General features: G+C 62.7%; 17 protein-coding genes. 13 read left to right on the top strand and 4 right to left on the bottom strand.

The features are described 5' to 3' along the window. From RE4_RS11330 to hisG, 6 genes are all read left to right on the top strand, one after another. Positions 1-254: vitamin B12 dependent-methionine synthase activation domain-containing protein (locus RE4_RS11330; protein ID WP_155716979.1), on the top strand; the 254-nt coding region annotated here is incomplete at its 5' end. Beyond that, positions 247-945, top strand: a complete 699-nt coding sequence (locus RE4_RS11325; RefSeq protein WP_060938586.1) for an HAD family hydrolase — start codon at positions 247-249, stop codon at positions 943-945. The genes RE4_RS11330 and RE4_RS11325, both read left to right, overlap by 8 nt. A gap of 12 nt (positions 946-957) precedes the next feature. Next, entirely contained in the window at positions 958-1,818 is an 861-nt protein-coding gene (gene trhO, locus RE4_RS11320) for an oxygen-dependent tRNA uridine(34) hydroxylase TrhO (RefSeq protein ID WP_003944828.1), read from the top strand. A gap of 57 nt (positions 1,819-1,875) precedes the next feature. After that, the gene (locus RE4_RS11315; RefSeq protein WP_229757176.1) at positions 1,876-2,736 is read left to right on the top strand and encodes a pseudouridine synthase; all 861 of its coding nucleotides are present in this window, start codon (positions 1,876-1,878) and stop codon (positions 2,734-2,736) included. 59 nt (positions 2,737-2,795) lie between these two features. Continuing rightward, positions 2,796-3,059, top strand: a complete 264-nt coding sequence (locus tag RE4_RS11310; RefSeq protein WP_003944933.1) for a phosphoribosyl-ATP diphosphatase — start codon at positions 2,796-2,798, stop codon at positions 3,057-3,059. A 97-nt stretch (positions 3,060-3,156) separates the two neighbouring features. Further along, positions 3,157-4,008, top strand: a complete 852-nt coding sequence (gene hisG, locus RE4_RS11305; RefSeq protein WP_003944905.1) for an ATP phosphoribosyltransferase — start codon at positions 3,157-3,159, stop codon at positions 4,006-4,008. Positions 4,009-4,054: 46 nt separating this feature from the next. On the opposite strand, the gene RE4_RS11300 is transcribed toward hisG, so the two are convergent. Together RE4_RS11300 and RE4_RS11295 are read right to left on the bottom strand one after the other, a co-directional pair. Beyond that, positions 4,055-4,864 (bottom strand): thioesterase family protein, encoded by an 810-nt coding sequence (locus RE4_RS11300; protein WP_019748522.1) that lies wholly within the window; start codon positions 4,862-4,864, stop codon positions 4,055-4,057. 1 nt (position 4,865) lies between these two features. Then, positions 4,866-5,756, bottom strand: a complete 891-nt coding sequence (locus RE4_RS11295; RefSeq protein ID WP_370627683.1) for a RecB family exonuclease — start codon at positions 5,754-5,756, stop codon at positions 4,866-4,868. A 138-nt stretch (positions 5,757-5,894) separates the two neighbouring features. On the opposite strand from RE4_RS11295, the gene RE4_RS11290 reads away from it, so the two are divergent. Next, positions 5,895-6,818, top strand: coding sequence for a tRNA (adenine-N1)-methyltransferase (locus RE4_RS11290; RefSeq protein ID WP_007729892.1), 924 nt, complete (start codon positions 5,895-5,897; stop codon positions 6,816-6,818). 65 nt (positions 6,819-6,883) lie between these two features. Here the strand turns inward: RE4_RS11290 and RE4_RS11285 are convergent, their stop codons facing one another. Next, positions 6,884-7,408, bottom strand: coding sequence for a WKL family lipoprotein (locus RE4_RS11285; RefSeq protein ID WP_021344326.1), 525 nt, complete (start codon positions 7,406-7,408; stop codon positions 6,884-6,886). A 195-nt stretch (positions 7,409-7,603) separates the two neighbouring features. On the opposite strand from RE4_RS11285, the gene arc reads away from it, so the two are divergent. Beyond that, the gene (gene arc / locus RE4_RS11280; RefSeq protein ID WP_003944870.1) at positions 7,604-9,379 is read left to right on the top strand and encodes a proteasome ATPase; all 1,776 of its coding nucleotides are present in this window, start codon (positions 7,604-7,606) and stop codon (positions 9,377-9,379) included. A gap of 118 nt (positions 9,380-9,497) precedes the next feature. Then, entirely contained in the window at positions 9,498-10,175 is a 678-nt protein-coding gene (locus tag RE4_RS11275) for a TIGR00266 family protein (RefSeq protein ID WP_060938585.1), read from the top strand. A gap of 51 nt (positions 10,176-10,226) precedes the next feature. Here RE4_RS11275 and RE4_RS11270 read toward each other — a convergent pair whose 3' ends face one another. Next, complete coding sequence (locus RE4_RS11270; protein WP_060938584.1) at positions 10,227-10,784, bottom strand: NUDIX hydrolase; 558 nt, start codon at positions 10,782-10,784, stop codon at positions 10,227-10,229. A gap of 58 nt (positions 10,785-10,842) precedes the next feature. On the opposite strand from RE4_RS11270, the gene dop reads away from it, so the two are divergent. The 4 genes from dop to prcA all read left to right on the top strand — a co-directional run bounded on the left by dop (position 10,843) and on the right by prcA (position 14,323). Continuing rightward, the gene (gene dop, locus RE4_RS11265; protein ID WP_019748516.1) at positions 10,843-12,342 is read left to right on the top strand and encodes a depupylase/deamidase Dop; all 1,500 of its coding nucleotides are present in this window, start codon (positions 10,843-10,845) and stop codon (positions 12,340-12,342) included. Between the two features lie 147 nt (positions 12,343-12,489). Continuing rightward, positions 12,490-12,684, top strand: a complete 195-nt coding sequence (locus tag RE4_RS11260) for a ubiquitin-like protein Pup (RefSeq protein ID WP_003944925.1) — start codon at positions 12,490-12,492, stop codon at positions 12,682-12,684. Further along, entirely contained in the window at positions 12,681-13,559 is an 879-nt protein-coding gene (gene prcB / locus RE4_RS11255) for a proteasome subunit beta (RefSeq protein ID WP_019748515.1), read from the top strand. The genes RE4_RS11260 and prcB overlap by 4 nt, the downstream gene beginning before the upstream one ends. Then, positions 13,556-14,323 carry a proteasome subunit alpha gene (gene prcA / locus RE4_RS11250; RefSeq protein WP_019748514.1) on the top strand — a complete coding sequence of 256 codons (768 nt, stop codon included), beginning with the start codon at positions 13,556-13,558 and terminating at the stop codon, positions 14,321-14,323. The genes prcB and prcA overlap by 4 nt, the downstream gene beginning before the upstream one ends. Positions 14,324-14,334 lie beyond the last annotated feature (11 nt).

The raw sequence follows: 14,334 nt of genomic DNA, 5'->3' as shown, positions 1-14,334 counted from the left end.
TTCCCGAGGGGCATACCGTCGCGGAGCAGGACCCGACCGAGGTTGCCGGTTACTTCGATCTCGAGTACCGCGGCGCTCGTTACTCGTTCGGATACGGCGCGTGCCCGGACCTCGAGGATCGTGCCAAGTTGGTGGCGTTGCTCGAACCCGAGCGAATCGGCGTCGAATTGTCCGAAGAACTGCAGCTGCATCCCGAGCAGTCCACGGACGCTTTTGTCCTGCACCACCCGGAAGCAAAGTATTTCAATGTCTGAACTGTTAACCGAGGTATCCGAATCGACCCTCGGTGGTGTCCTGTGGGACATGGACGGCACCCTGCTCGATTCGGAGAAGCTGTGGGACATCGCGCTTCGTGAGTTGTCCCTACGCCTGGGCGGACCGATGACGGAAGCGACACGCATCGCCGTCATCGGTGCGTCGAGCCCCTTCGCCCTGGCGACGGTGTTCGACGCGCTCGGCTTGGAGAAGCATCCCGATGCCGTCGCCGAGGCGAAGGACTGGATGTACACCCGCGTCGGCGATCTGTTCGAGGACGGCGTGACCTGGCGGCCGGGTGCTCGCGATGCACTGGCGACCGTGCGTGACGGTGGTCTGCGTTCTGCACTGGTCACCAACACCGAGCGAGTACTGGTCGATCGGGCACTCGGCATGCTCGGCCGTGAATTCTTCGAGCACTCGGTGTGCGGCGACGAGGTTCCCAACGGAAAACCGGCGGCGGATCCGTACCTGCGCGGAGCGCATCTGCTCGGACTCGAACCGGCGCAGTGCCTCGCGATCGAGGACTCGCCGACCGGTACTGCGTCGGCAAGCGCCGCGGGTTGCGCGGTGCTCGTCGTTCCGTGTGAGGTCGATGTCCCGGCGGGTCCAGGACGCGTGTTTCGAGAGTCTCTGGTGGACTTGTCCATTCACGATCTTCACGACGTTCACTCGAGCGCGGCACGTTAGGCTGGATTTGCTGTGGCTATTCCGAAAATTGTTCTGTTCTACCAGTTCACGCCATTGGCGGACCCGGAAGCGATCAAGCTGTGGCAGCACAGCCTGGCCGAGTCCAACAACCTGACGGGCCGGATCATCGTCTCGCCTCACGGAATCAATGCGACGGTCGGCGGAGACATCGAGGATGTCAAGCGATACGTCCGCGGAACGCGTGGCTACGAGCCGTTCCGTACCGCTGACATCAAGTGGTCGGACGGACTCGGAAACGACTTCCCTCGCCTCAGCGTCAAGGCTCGCTCGGAGATCGTGACGTTCGGAGCCCCCGACGAGCTGAAAGTCGACGAGAACGGTGTTGTCGGTGGCGGAGTTCATCTGGCGCCCAAGGAACTACACGAACTCGTCGACAGTCGCGGTGACGACGTTGTGTTCTTCGACGGCCGCAACGCCTTCGAAGCCGAGATCGGCCGCTTCCGGGATGCGGTAGTTCCGGACGTCGCCACCACCCGCGATTTCGTCGACGAACTCGACAGTGGAAAATACGACCATCTCAAGGGCAAAGCCGTAGTCACGTACTGTACTGGCGGAGTGCGCTGTGAGGTGTTGTCTTCGCTGATGCGCTCACGTGGCTTCGACGAGGTCTACCAGTTGGACGGCGGAATCGTCCGTTACGGCGAGACTTTCGGCGACCGGGGCCTCTGGGACGGCTCCCTGTACGTGTTCGACAAGCGGATGAACATCGAGTTCTCATCCGAAGCCAAGACACTCGGCGTGTGTGTCGATTGTGGTACTCCGACACCGCGGTACCGCAATCGGATCGACGGCGACGGCCGCACCCTCGAATTGCTCTGCGAGAGTTGTTCACCAGACCTCGAGCAGGACTGAGTAGTGCCCAAGGCTCCGTTGCCGATCCGAAACGGTCTCGGACCCGACCGGCTGCGGATGCCGGCGGAGTCGTCGGCGCATACCGTCCTCGAGCATCTGATCGGCGAGCACCCGGGGGAGCGGGACCTGTGGGCGGACCTCGTGAATGCCGGAGACGTCGTCGACGAGCACGGGCGGAAGATCACGAGCCGAACGCCCTACCAGCCGACCCGTTTCGTGTACTTCTACCGCGAGCCGGCCCCCGAGATTCCGGTTCCGCACGAGATCGAGATCTTGTACCGCGACGACTCCATTCTCGTGATCGACAAACCGCACTTCCTGGCGACCATTCCACGGGGAGCGCACATCGTCGAAAGCGCCGTCGTGCGACTGCGTCGTGATCTGGATCTTCCGGATCTTGCGCCCGTTCATCGCCTCGACCGAATGACGGCGGGTGTCATCGTATTCACGGTGACACCGGACCTACGACGGCCGTACCAGGAACTTTTTGCCGAGCAGCGGATCGTCAAGGAATACGAGGCGATTGCAGGCTTCGATCCGGAACTGACTTTCCCTCGCACGGTGCGTAGCCGCATCAACAAAGTTCACGGCGAGATGACGGCTACCGAGATCGATGGCGAGCCGAACAGTGAGACTTCGATCGAACTGATCGAGACGATCACCGACTCGGCCGGCCGGACTCTCGGTCGATACAGGTTGCTCCCACGGACCGGCCGTACCCATCAGCTTCGGCTGCACCTCAACTCGCTGGGCGTCCCGATCGTCGGTGACAATTACTACCCCGAGTACCTTCCCGCGGTGCCCGGCGACTTCTCGACTCCGTTGCGATTGTTGGCGCGGGCGTTGGAATACCCGGATCCGATCACCGGGCAGACTCGCAGGTTCGTGAGTTCGCGCAGCCTCGACGCAGGCCTGTGAACACCGCTGTTCGTGGGCGTGTGCAAACCGCTTCCGTCCTCGTGAAAGAATGTGTACCCGTGAAGACCTTCGAATCCTTGTTCGCCGAATTGACCGAGCGTGCTGCTACTCGCCCCGAGGGGTCCGGCACTGTCGCCGCCCTCGACGCCGGTGTGCATGCTCAGGGCAAAAAGGTCATCGAGGAAGCCGGTGAAGTGTGGATCGCTGCGGAATACCAGAGCGATGAGCAGCTAGCCGAGGAAATTTCCCAGCTGCTGTACTGGACGCAGGTGTTGATGGTCGGTCGCGGACTGACCCTCGAGGACGTGTACCGACATCTGTGATCGGAGCTGACCAGCGAGATGTTCGCCATCTCGCTCGTCCAGGGCTTCCGATTCATGTCGTCTCACGTCACCCACACCTTCCGAAAGGACATCCACCATGCTGCGCGTAGCAGTTCCCAACAAAGGCTCACTGTCCGAGTCCGCCGCCGAAATTCTCAGCGAGGCCGGCTACCGTCGACGCACCGATTCCCGTGATCTGACGGTCCTCGATCCTGCCAACCAGGTCGAGTTCTTCTTCTTGCGTCCCAAGGACATTGCGATCTACGTCGGCTCCGGTGAGCTGGATCTCGGCATCACTGGTCGTGATCTTGCCGGCGACTCGGGCGCTCCCGTATCCGAGCGTCTGTCACTGGGCTTCGGCCGTTCGTCGTTCCGCTACGCAGCACCGGCAGGCAAGGACTGGGCCGTTGAGGATCTGTCCGGCCTGCGCATTGCGACGTCGTACCCGAACCTTGTCCGCAAGGACCTCACAGATCGTGGACTCGACGCAACCGTCATCCGTCTCGACGGAGCAGTGGAGATTTCGATTCAGCTCGGTGTCGCCGACGCGATCGCCGACGTGGTCGGGTCGGGGCGTACTCTCCGCCAACACAACCTCGTGGCTTTCGGTGAATCGCTCTGCGATTCCGAAGGTGTCCTGATCGAGCGCACCGGCGCTCCGCAGGACGATCCCGCACGCAACCAGCTCATCGAACGCGTACGCGGAATTGTCTTCGCGCAGCAGAATCTGATGATCGACTACGACTGCCCGCGCACCATCCTCGACGACGCCATCAAGATGACTCCGGGTATGGAGTCGCCGACCCTCTCGCCGTTGGCTGACCCCGACTGGGTCGCGGTTCGCGCGATGGTTCCGATCAAGGGACACAACCAGGTGATGGATGCCTTGGCGGAACTCGGCGCCAAGGCCATCCTCGCGTCGAACATCCGCTCGGTACGCGCTTTCTGATCACTGTCTGAATAGATTTACGCGCATTCGCGCCCGTTCCTGGAAATCAGGAACGGGCGCGAATCTGCAAAGTCTGGGCGATACGGCCGACGGCACCCTGCTCGTCGTAGAGCACTCCCGCACACATGCCGACGCCGTCCGGACCGGTCGTGGTTTCGGCGGCGACACCGACCCACTCGCCCTCGGGCACACGGAAGATATGCACCGTGAGATCGGTGTTGAGGAACGTCCAGTGCTCCGGGTCGAGCTTGGCGCCGACGCCGTTGGAGATGTCGGCCACCGCGAACAAACGCTCGAGGGCAGACATCTTCTCGCCCTCGACCAGCTCGGGCTTGGGGCGCGCCCATACCTTCCCGGTTCCCACGCACCCGATCGGAGCAATCCAGGACCAGTCGAGGGTCTTGAGATAGCCGACGCTCCAGAGACCCTCGAGAACGCCCGGGGTGCCGCTGTCACGGGGTTCGAGCGGGGGATCGACTACGTGGACGACCTCGCCGGTATCGACGGTCTCCATCCGCCATGCCGTACCGCGCGCAACCGCGCGGGCAGATCCGTCGGCGGTGGTTGCCCACAGCTCGGCGACGATCAATTCGATTCGGCGACCGGGGCGTTCGATCCACGACCGGACTTCGAGGTCGGCAATCGGAATGGGCCCGAGAATCTCGACGACGACGCGCGTCAGACGGGTTTCGTCGCGCGCACCGCACCGCTCGAGGGCTCGTACCAACAGCGCCGACGGGGGAGCACCGTGCTGCAGTGTCGGGCCCCAGATGCTGACAGTCGCCTGCGTGCTCGCGAACCGCTCGTGCCCTTCCTCCGTGGTTCCGAGGTAGCGGTAGTACGAACTGTCCGTCATGTTATGAATTCTCCTTTGCAGCAACGGGTTCGGTGCTCAGCAGGTCCGGCCAACCTGGATACGGCGGTGGTGTTCCGCCGAACGAGGGGCACAGTGACTTGTGATCGCACCAGTCGCACAGTTTGCCAGGCTTGGGTCTGAAGTCTCCGGTCGCACCTGCCGCGAGGATCGCCTTCCAAATGGCGGAGAGGGTCCGCTCGAATCGAATGAGCTCGTCGTGATCCGGGGCGTACGTGAGAATCGAGCCGGAGGCCAGATAGATCAGGCGCAGTTGCGCGGGAACGATTCCGCGAGTGCGCAGTAGCACGAGCGCGTAGAACTTCATCTGGAAGAGCGCTTTGGACTCGGTGAACTCGCGGGGTGCCTTTCCGGTCTTGTAGTCGACCACCCGCACCTCACCGGTCGGTGCAACGTCTATCCGGTCGACGAAGCCGCGGAGTCGAACGCCGTTCTCCAATTCGGTCTCGACGTAGACCTCGCACGCCTCGGCATCGAATCGAGTGGGATCTTCGAGCGTGTAGTACGTCGCGACGAGCTTGCCGACTTCGCCGAGAAACGCGTCCAGCTCGTCTTCCGGAATCAGATCAGCCGCTTCGGGAGACTCGGCACTGACACGTTCCCACGCGGGACGGACGAGTTCGGCTGCGCGATCGGGAACCCGGTGACCGGTGGGGAGTGCAAACAGCGCTTCCAGGGCCGCGTGGACGACGGTGCCTCTGACCTGGGCTCTGGTAGGTGTTTCCGGAATTCTGTCGACCGCTCGGAACCGGTAGAGCAGGGGGCATTGCTTGTAGTCACCCGCACGCGAAGGAGAGAGCGCCGGCCGACTACGCGGGCGCTCCTGTGATGTTGCACCCGTTGGAGTGGGGGTTGGCAATTCGACAGAGCTCACACCTGGCAGGCTATGCGGTTGGTCCGACAACTCCGTCGGAGCCGGTGGCGAGGACACCGGAAACAAGCGAACAGGGATCATCTGCGCATGGCGAACGAACTGCAACCAGAAGAAGGCACGACCGAAGTGGATGAGGTTGTGCAGTCCGCTGTCGCCGAGATTCCCGAACAAGAGCTTCCGGAAGCTGATCTCACTGCGCCGGGCAAGCGGCCGTCGGGGCCGTTTCGCGTCGGCGACCGAGTCCAGCTGACCGACGGCAAGGGACGCCACTACACGATCGTGCTCGAGGCGAACCGCGAGTACCACACCCACAAGGGCGGAATCGTTCACAACGATTTGATCGGCGCCGACGAGGGCAGCGTCGTCAAGTCGGTCAACGGCACGCCCTACCTCGCCCTGCGCCCGCTACTGGTCGACTACGTGCTGTCCATGCCGCGCGGTGCACAGGTCATCTACCCGAAGGACGCAGCTCAGATCGTCCACGAAGGCGACGTGTTTCCAGGAGCACGCGTGCTCGAAGCCGGAGCCGGCTCCGGCGCACTGACGTGTTCACTACTGCGTGCCGTCGGACCCGAGGGCAAGGTCATCTCCTACGAGGTCCGCGACGATCATGCCGAACACGCGGTTCGCAACGTCGAGACCTTTTTCGGTGAACGTCCGCCGAACTGGGAACTGACCATCGCCGATCTGGCGGAGTTCGATCCGGAAGCGCACGGCGGCAAGGTCGATCGCGTCGTACTCGACATGCTGGCTCCATGGGACGTCCTGCCCGCCGTCTCGAAGGCGCTCGTGCCAGGCGGCGTGTTGATCGTCTACGTCGCGACCGTTACTCAGCTCTCGAAGGTCGTCGAAGCGATGCGTGAGCAGGAATGCTGGACCGAGCCACGGTCGTGGGAATCGATCGTGCGCGGTTGGCACGTCGTCGGATTGGCGGTGCGTCCCGAGCATCGGATGCAGGGCCACACCGCGTTCCTCGTGAGCGCTCGTCGTCTGGCCGAAGGAACGGTCACCCCGAAGCCGCAGCGGCGCGCGGGCAAGGGCTCGAACACGGCAGCCAAGTAGTCACACGAAAACGAGCAAGAGCGGCGATCCGGATTCCGGATCGCCGCTCTTGTCGTAGCTGGAAGTTATGCGGTGCAGGAAGCGCGGCCCATTTCCAGGAGCACGCATGCCGAGGTGTCGGACAGCTTCCAGGAGCCGTCTTCGAGCTCCCAGGTCCACGGGGTGGCGGGTGCGGCGCCGTGCGGGCTGACGACGGCGACGTCTGCGGTTGCGGTCTGACCGTCGACCTTGACGTTGTCCACGTTGAACGTGATCGCGTAGGCCGGGTTACCGCCCAGCGCAGCACTCATCGTCTCGATGTTGGCCTGACGCTTGGTTCCGTCGACCACCAGAGCGGTCTTCTCCTCGATCGGCTTGGCCGGATCGATCAGAGCGACGAGCGAAGCGTTGAGCTCCTCGGCCGTCGGAGCCGTTGCGGCAGCGGCAGCAGGCGTCGTAGCGGAAGCCGAGGCCTTGGCCGTGGTGCTCGAGGCGGCGACCGAAGTCGAGCTGGCAGCCGTCGAATCCTTGTTGTCGTCCGAGCTGCATGCGCCCATGGTCAGGACGGCAGCGACGGCACAAGCGCTGATGAGAGTCTTGCGGATGATCACAGCGTTACCTTTCGTTGTAAAGAGAGACAGGCGCTGTCTCCATCTTGTAGGCAAGGCTAACATGACCAAAACCTGGCTCGAGACCAGTCGGCACGGTCCGTACTCACGTGTGAATTCGCACTCGCGCACCGTGTCTGGCGACACTTGGGGCCTTATGCCGGTAGCGTTGATGGATCGCACTGGGAGGAGACGCACATGAGCTCGACAGAGAACCCGGATTCGGTTGCGGCAGCAGAAGAACTCCACGCGCTACGAGTGGAAGCACAAGTACTGCGCCGACAACTTGCACAATCGCCGGAGCAGGTGCGTGAGCTGGAGTCGAAGGTGGACTCGCTGTCCATCCGAAACAGCAAGTTGATGGACACCCTCAAGGAGGCCCGTCAGCAGCTCATCGCACTTCGTGAAGAAGTCGACAGACTCGGTCAGCCGCCGAGCGGTTACGGAGTCCTTCTCTCGGTACACGAGGACAAGACCGTCGACGTGTTCACGTCGGGTCGCAAGATGCGATTGACGTGCTCACCGAACATCGACACGGACACCCTTGCCCTCGGACAGACGGTGCGCCTCAACGAGGCACTCACCATCGTCGAGGCCGGCACCTACGAGCAGGTCGGTGAGATCAGCACGCTCCGTGAGGTACTCGACGACGGCTTGCGCGCACTGGTGGTCGGTCATGCCGACGAAGAGCGCATCGTCTGGCTCGCAGCACCGTTGGCAGCCGTCTTCGCCGACCCCGAAGCCGACATCATCGCGTACGACGCCGATTCCCCGACCAGGAAACTGCGTCCGGGCGACTCGTTGCTCGTCGACACCAAGGCCGGGTACGCCTTCGAGCGCATCCCGAAGGCCGAGGTCGAAGATCTGGTTCTCGAAGAAGTTCCGGATGTTCACTACGACGACATCGGTGGTCTCGGGCGTCAGATCGAACAGATCCGTGATGCCGTCGAACTCCCGTTCCTCCACAAGGACCTGTTCCACGAATACTCGCTGAGGCCGCCGAAGGGTGTACTGCTCTACGGTCCGCCTGGTTGCGGTAAGACGCTCATCGCCAAGGCCGTCGCCAACTCGTTGGCCAAGAAGATCGCCGAAGCTCGCGGTCAGGACAGCAAGGACGCCAAGTCCTACTTCCTGAACATCAAGGGCCCGGAACTTCTGAACAAGTTCGTCGGCGAAACCGAGCGTCACATCCGGATGATCTTCCAGCGTGCTCGTGAGAAGGCGTCCGAGGGGACGCCGGTGATCGTCTTCTTCGACGAGATGGACTCGATCTTCCGTACCCGTGGTTCCGGAGTCTCTTCCGACGTGGAGACAACAGTCGTTCCGCAGCTGCTCAGCGAGATCGACGGCGTGGAAGGGCTCGAGAACGTCATCGTCATCGGCGCTTCCAACCGTGAGGACATGATCGACCCGGCCATCCTGCGTCCGGGCCGACTGGACGTGAAGATCAAGATCGAGCGCCCCGACGCGGAATCCGCTCAGGACATCTTCTCGAAGTACCTGGTGGACGGTCTGCCGATCAATGCGGACGACCTTGCCGAGTTCGGTGGCGATCGCACCGCATGCTTGAAGGCGATGATCGTTCGCGTCGTCGATCGCATGTACGCGGAGAGCGAAGAGAATCGTTTCCTCGAGGTCACCTACGCCAACGGCGACAAGGAAGTTCTGTTCTTCAAGGACTTCAACTCGGGTGCGATGATCCAGAACATCGTCGACCGCGCCAAGAAGTACGCGATCAAGTCGGTACTCGACACCGGTGCTCCTGGCTTGCGTGTGCAGCACCTCTTCGATTCCATCGTCGACGAGTTCGCCGAGAACGAGGATCTGCCCAACACCACCAATCCTGATGACTGGGCACGTATTTCGGGCAAGAAGGGTGAACGGATCGTCTACATCCGCACTCTCGTCACCGGTAAGAACGCCAGTGCCAGCCGCGCGATCGACACAGAGTCGAACACGGGCCAGTACCTGTAGCGAAACGAACACCGATCGGGCCGGCCACTCCACGGGAGTCGTCGGCCCGATCTGTGCGTCGCTGCCGTTCCCTCCGTTGCGATTGGACCGGTCGGTCGCGCTGGTTTAGAGTCCCGCCGTGCAGATACATCTTCGACACAATCCGTCGTCCACTGTCGCTCGCTGCTACCTCGCGCCCGGCGAACCGCTGCGCGTGGAGAGCGGGGCAATGCTCGCGCATTCCGCCGGCGTAGTTCTCGAAGCGAAGGCGCAGGGCGGCGTCCTGCAGGGACTCAAGCGGTCGATGCTCAGTGGGGAGTCGTTTTTCGTCACGACGTATACCGCTCCGCCGCAAGGTGGTTGGGTCGACGTGACCGGCGTGCTTCCCGGCGATCTGATCCCACTGACCATCACGTCCGATCGCCCGTTCTTCCTCAACCGTGGAACCTGGTTGGCCAACTCCTACGGCGTGACCCTCGAGTCCAAATGGGGAGGCATGTCCAACCTCTTCGGCGGTGAGGGTGGATTCGGTTTGCGGGCAAGTGGCGACGGTGAAGTAGTGCTGGCCGTCTACGGCGCGATCGACGTCATCGACTTGCAGCCAGGCGAGACGGTCACGATCGATACCGGTCACGTGGTCGCCTACGACCTCGGGATGAACTTCAACATGCGGCGCGCCGTTCAGGGGCGCACCATTCAGTCGATGAAGTCCGGTGAAGGATTTGTCTTCGACTTCACCGGCCCGGGACGCGTTCTCGCGCAGACCCGCAACCCCAGCGCGTTTGCTGCTTGGCTCTCGGCGATCACCCCCGGCTGATCACAGGTCCCACCAGTGTTCAGTCCCAGCGGTGTTCAACTCCAGCGGTGTTCAACTCCAGCAATAGTCGGCCAGCAGCGCGCGTGAGTCCGGAACGAACGGCCACGACGGGTCCTGCAGGTGGGCGCCGAGTTCTTTCGGCGTCCACCACCAACCTTCGGCGATCTCGCTGGGTTGATGTGCCATCGGCCCGTCGTATCTGAGTTCGAACGCAAACAGGTGACAGCGCAACGGAGAGTTGTTCCACTCGCCGTCCCAGGAGATTCGAGCGATCTCCGTCAGTTGGAGTGGCTGATCTGAAGTTCCGAAGATTCCGAGTTCTTCACCGACTTCACGGATCGCGGTTTCCTGCGGCGTCTCACCTGGATCAACGACACCTCCGGCAAGACAGTCGTGATAGCCCCCGAACACCGCTTTTGTATCGGTTCGGCGATGGACGTAGATGCGGGAGCCGTCCCCGGTGCGAACCAGGACGCCCGCACTCGCGTGCCAGAGCCCACCCGAGTAGACGACGGAACGTGGTGCTCGGCCGATCGGATTACCCGTCCGGTCGTACACGGCGACTACCTCGTCCGCGGGATTCAGGTCTGCGGTGAGAGGTTGGTGCATTCCTCCAACTGTGCCACGCCTGTGGGTGCCGCGCCGCAATCACATAGGCTCTTGTGTCATGCAGCGGATCATCGGTGTCGAGGTCGAATACGGAATATCTTCACCCAGTGAGCCGTCGGCGAATCCGATTCTCACTTCAACCCAGGCGGTGCTTGCCTACGCCGCCGCAGCGGGCGTGCCACGGGCCAAGCGCACACGCTGGGATTACGAGGTCGAATCTCCGCTGCGAGATGCCCGAGGCTTCGATCTGGGGCGAATGAGCGGGCCCGCACCGGTCATCGACGCTGACGAGATCGGCGCCGCGAACATGATTCTCACCAACGGGGCACGGTTGTACGTCGACCACGCCCATCCTGAGTATTCGGCCCCCGAGGTCGCCGACCCGCTCGATGCCGTGATCTGGGACAAGGCCGGCGAACGAGTGATGGAGGCAGCTGCGCGGCATGCCTCCAGCGTGCCGGGTGCCCCACGGTTGCAGTTGTACAAAAACAACGTCGACGGCAAGGGTGCGTCGTACGGCACGCACGAGAACTATCTCTGCTCGCGTGACACCCCGTTCGCCTCGATCGTGACCGGCTTGACGCCGTTCTTCGCGTCCAGGCAGGTGATCTGCGGTTCCGGTCGTGTGGGTCTCGGTCAGTCCGGCGACGAGGCCGGATTCCAGCTTTCGCAGCGATCCGACTACATCGAGGTCGAAGTAGGCCTCGAGACCACGCTCAAGCGCGGAATCATCAACACCCGCGACGAACCGCACGCGGATGCGGACAAGTACCGCCGGCTGCACGTCATCATCGGTGACGCGAACCTCGCGGAGATGTCGACCTACCTCAAGGTGGGAACAACCGCGCTGGTACTCGACCTGATCGAGGCGGGCGTCGACCTCACCGATCTGCAACTGGCACGTCCGGTCACCGCCGTCCACCACATCAGCCACGACCCCACTCTTCGCAAGACCGTTGCGCTGGCCGACGGTCGTGAACTGACGGGGCTTGCGCTGCAACGTATTTACCTCGAACGTGTCTCGAAGTTCCTCGATCGCGAGGCGGATCGTGATCCGCGAGCGGACGATATCGTCGCCAAGTGGGCGATGGTTCTCGATCTCCTCGAGCGCGATCCCATGGAGTGCGCGAACATCCTCGACTGGCCGGCCAAACTGCGTCTGCTCGAAGGTTTCCGCAATCGTGAGGGACTCGCGTGGTCGGCTCCGCGATTGCATCTGGTGGATCTGCAGTACTCCGACGTGCGACTCGACAAGGGCCTCTACAACCGTCTGGTTGCTCGCGGCTCCATGGAGCGGCTTGTCACCGAACAGCAGGTTCTCGACGCGGTCACGAACCCTCCCACCGACACTCGCGCATACTTCCGTGGCGAGTGCTTACGCCGATTCGGTGCCGATATCGCGGCCGCGAGCTGGGATTCGGTCATCTTCGATCTCGGCGGCGAGTCGTTGATCCGCATCCCCACCCTCGAGCCGCTTCGAGGTACCAAAGCGCACGTCGGAGCGTTGCTCGACTCCGTTGACAGCGCCGCGGAACTGGTTGATCAGCTCACTCACTGAAACAGCCGATGCGGCTCGCCGTCGCGTCTCTCCACACCTGACGGTGCCGCTCGGTAGGGTGAAGGTCCGAGCGGGATCAGTTACCGACTCTGCTGGGCCGAACAGGATGCTCGCGAGAGCTCCCTTCACACAAGGAGGTCGACGGCGATGGCTCAAGAACAGACGCAGCGTGCCGGTGGCGGCGAAGACGACGAAACCACTGGTGGCGACGGCAGTGCCGGCCAGGAACGTCGTGAGAAGCTCGCTGCAGAAACCGACGACCTGCTCGACGAGATCGACGACGTGTTGGAAGAGAACGCCGAGGACTTCGTCCGTGCCTATGTCCAGAAGGGCGGCCAGTGACGGTGGATCGCGCGCCCCGGATCACCGACGGGGACACACGGTTGAGCTTCGGCTCGAATCTGTCGTCATTCTCGGAATACCTTCGGGTGCATGCACCGGAGCATCTTCCGCAGAACCGCTTCGCCGACACAGGAGGTGTTGTCATGGGCGGGGGAGACGTAGCTCCGCACGGCACCACCATCGTCGCGATCAGCTATGCGGGTGGAGTTCTGCTCGCGGGTGATCGCCGAGCGACGATGGGCAACCTCATCGCCAGCCGTGACGTGCAGAAGGTGTACGTCACGGACGACTACTCGGCTGCGGGTATCGCCGGTACGGCCGGGATCGCAATCGAACTGGTCCGGCTCTTCGCGGTCGAGCTCGAACATTACGAGAAGATCGAAGGCGTCCCACTCACGTTCGACGGCAAGGCCAATCGACTTTCGTCGATGGTTCGAGGAAATCTCGGAGCAGCGATGCAAGGTTTGGCGGTCGTGCCATTGCTCGTGGGTTACGACCTGGACGCGGTCGATCCGTCGAGGGCAGGTCGCATCGTCTCCTACGACGTCGTCGGTGGGCGATACGAGGAGCGCGCGGGCTATCACGCAGTCGGATCCGGTTCCCTGTTCGCGAAATCGGCGCTCAAGAAGCTGTATTCCCCGGGAATCGACGAGGACACCGCGCTTCGGTTCGCAGTCGAGGCGCTGTACGACGCGGCAGATGACGATTCGGCTACCGGTGGTCCTGATCTGACACGCGGGATCTATCCGACAGCGGTCACCATCACCTCGGCCGGTGCCGTGGAGTTGTCGACGGCCAAGGCTGCCGAGATCGCACGGGAGATCGTCGCGGCTCGTACTGCGACAGCGAGTCCGGAAGGGGAGTCTGCGCTATGACGATGCCGTACTACGCATCAGCCGAACAGATCATGCGCGATCGTTCGGAATTGGCGCGCAAGGGAATTGCCCGCGGACGCAGCGTCGTCGTTCTCACCTACCGCGACGGAGTGCTCTTTGTCGCCGAGAACCCGTCGAGGGCGCTGCACAAGGTCAGTGAACTGTACGACCGTCTCGGATTTGCGGCAGTGGGCAAGTACAACGAGTTCGAGAATCTGCGCCGCGCGGGCATCGTCCACGCCGACATGCGTGGGTACTCGTACGACCGTCGGGACGTCACGGGGCGTTCCCTCGCCAATGCGTACGCACAGACCTTGGGAACGATCTTCACCGAGCAGCCCAAGCCGTACGAGGTCGAGATCTGCGTTGCCGAGATCGGCCGTTTCGGGAGTAGTACGCCGGCTCAGCTCTACCGGATCACGTACGACGGTTCCATCGCGGACGAGCAGGAATTCGTGGTCATGGGCGGTACAACCGAACCGATCGTGACGGCGATGCGCGAGTCCTACCAGCGAGACCTCGACCTCGAATCCGCGGTGCGGCTCGCGGTTGGGGCGCTTCAAAAGGGCGGTCCGGCGCCGGCCGGAACTACTGAGGCGGAACCGCGAACACTCGATGTGAGTGCACTCGAGGTTGCCGTTCTCGACAGCAACCGTCCACGCCGTGCGTTCAAAAGAATCGCTGGTTCGGCATTGGAAGAGATGCTTCCAACTCCGGCAGCAACTGAGGACGCGCCGCCGGCAAACGGCGACGCACCCTCGTAGTTGCTGCGTCG

Source organism: Rhodococcus erythropolis NBRC 15567, assembly GCF_001552595.1.
Lineage (GTDB): Bacteria > Actinomycetota > Actinomycetes > Mycobacteriales > Mycobacteriaceae > Rhodococcus_F > Rhodococcus_F erythropolis.
This window is presented reverse-complemented; position numbering and strand designations above follow the sequence as displayed.

Excerpts from the sequence above, each read along its gene's own strand:
- RE4_RS11325 (WP_060938586.1), top strand. The coding sequence starts at position 247 with ATGTCTGAACTGTTAACCGAGGTATCCGAATCGACCCTCGGTGGTGTC.
- RE4_RS11315 (WP_229757176.1), top strand. The coding sequence starts at position 1,876 with ATGCCGGCGGAGTCGTCGGCGCATACCGTCCTCGAGCATCTGATCGGC.
- hisG (WP_003944905.1), top strand. The coding sequence starts at position 3,157 with ATGCTGCGCGTAGCAGTTCCCAACAAAGGCTCACTGTCCGAGTCCGCC.
- RE4_RS11300 (WP_019748522.1), bottom strand. The coding sequence starts at position 4,864 with ATGACGGACAGTTCGTACTACCGCTACCTCGGAACCACGGAGGAAGGG.
- arc (WP_003944870.1), top strand. The coding sequence starts at position 7,604 with ATGAGCTCGACAGAGAACCCGGATTCGGTTGCGGCAGCAGAAGAACTC.
- RE4_RS11270 (WP_060938584.1), bottom strand. The coding sequence starts at position 10,784 with ATGCACCAACCTCTCACCGCAGACCTGAATCCCGCGGACGAGGTAGTC.
- dop (WP_019748516.1), top strand. The coding sequence starts at position 10,843 with ATGCAGCGGATCATCGGTGTCGAGGTCGAATACGGAATATCTTCACCC.
- RE4_RS11260 (WP_003944925.1), top strand. The coding sequence starts at position 12,490 with ATGGCTCAAGAACAGACGCAGCGTGCCGGTGGCGGCGAAGACGACGAA.
- prcA (WP_019748514.1), top strand. The coding sequence starts at position 13,556 with ATGACGATGCCGTACTACGCATCAGCCGAACAGATCATGCGCGATCGT.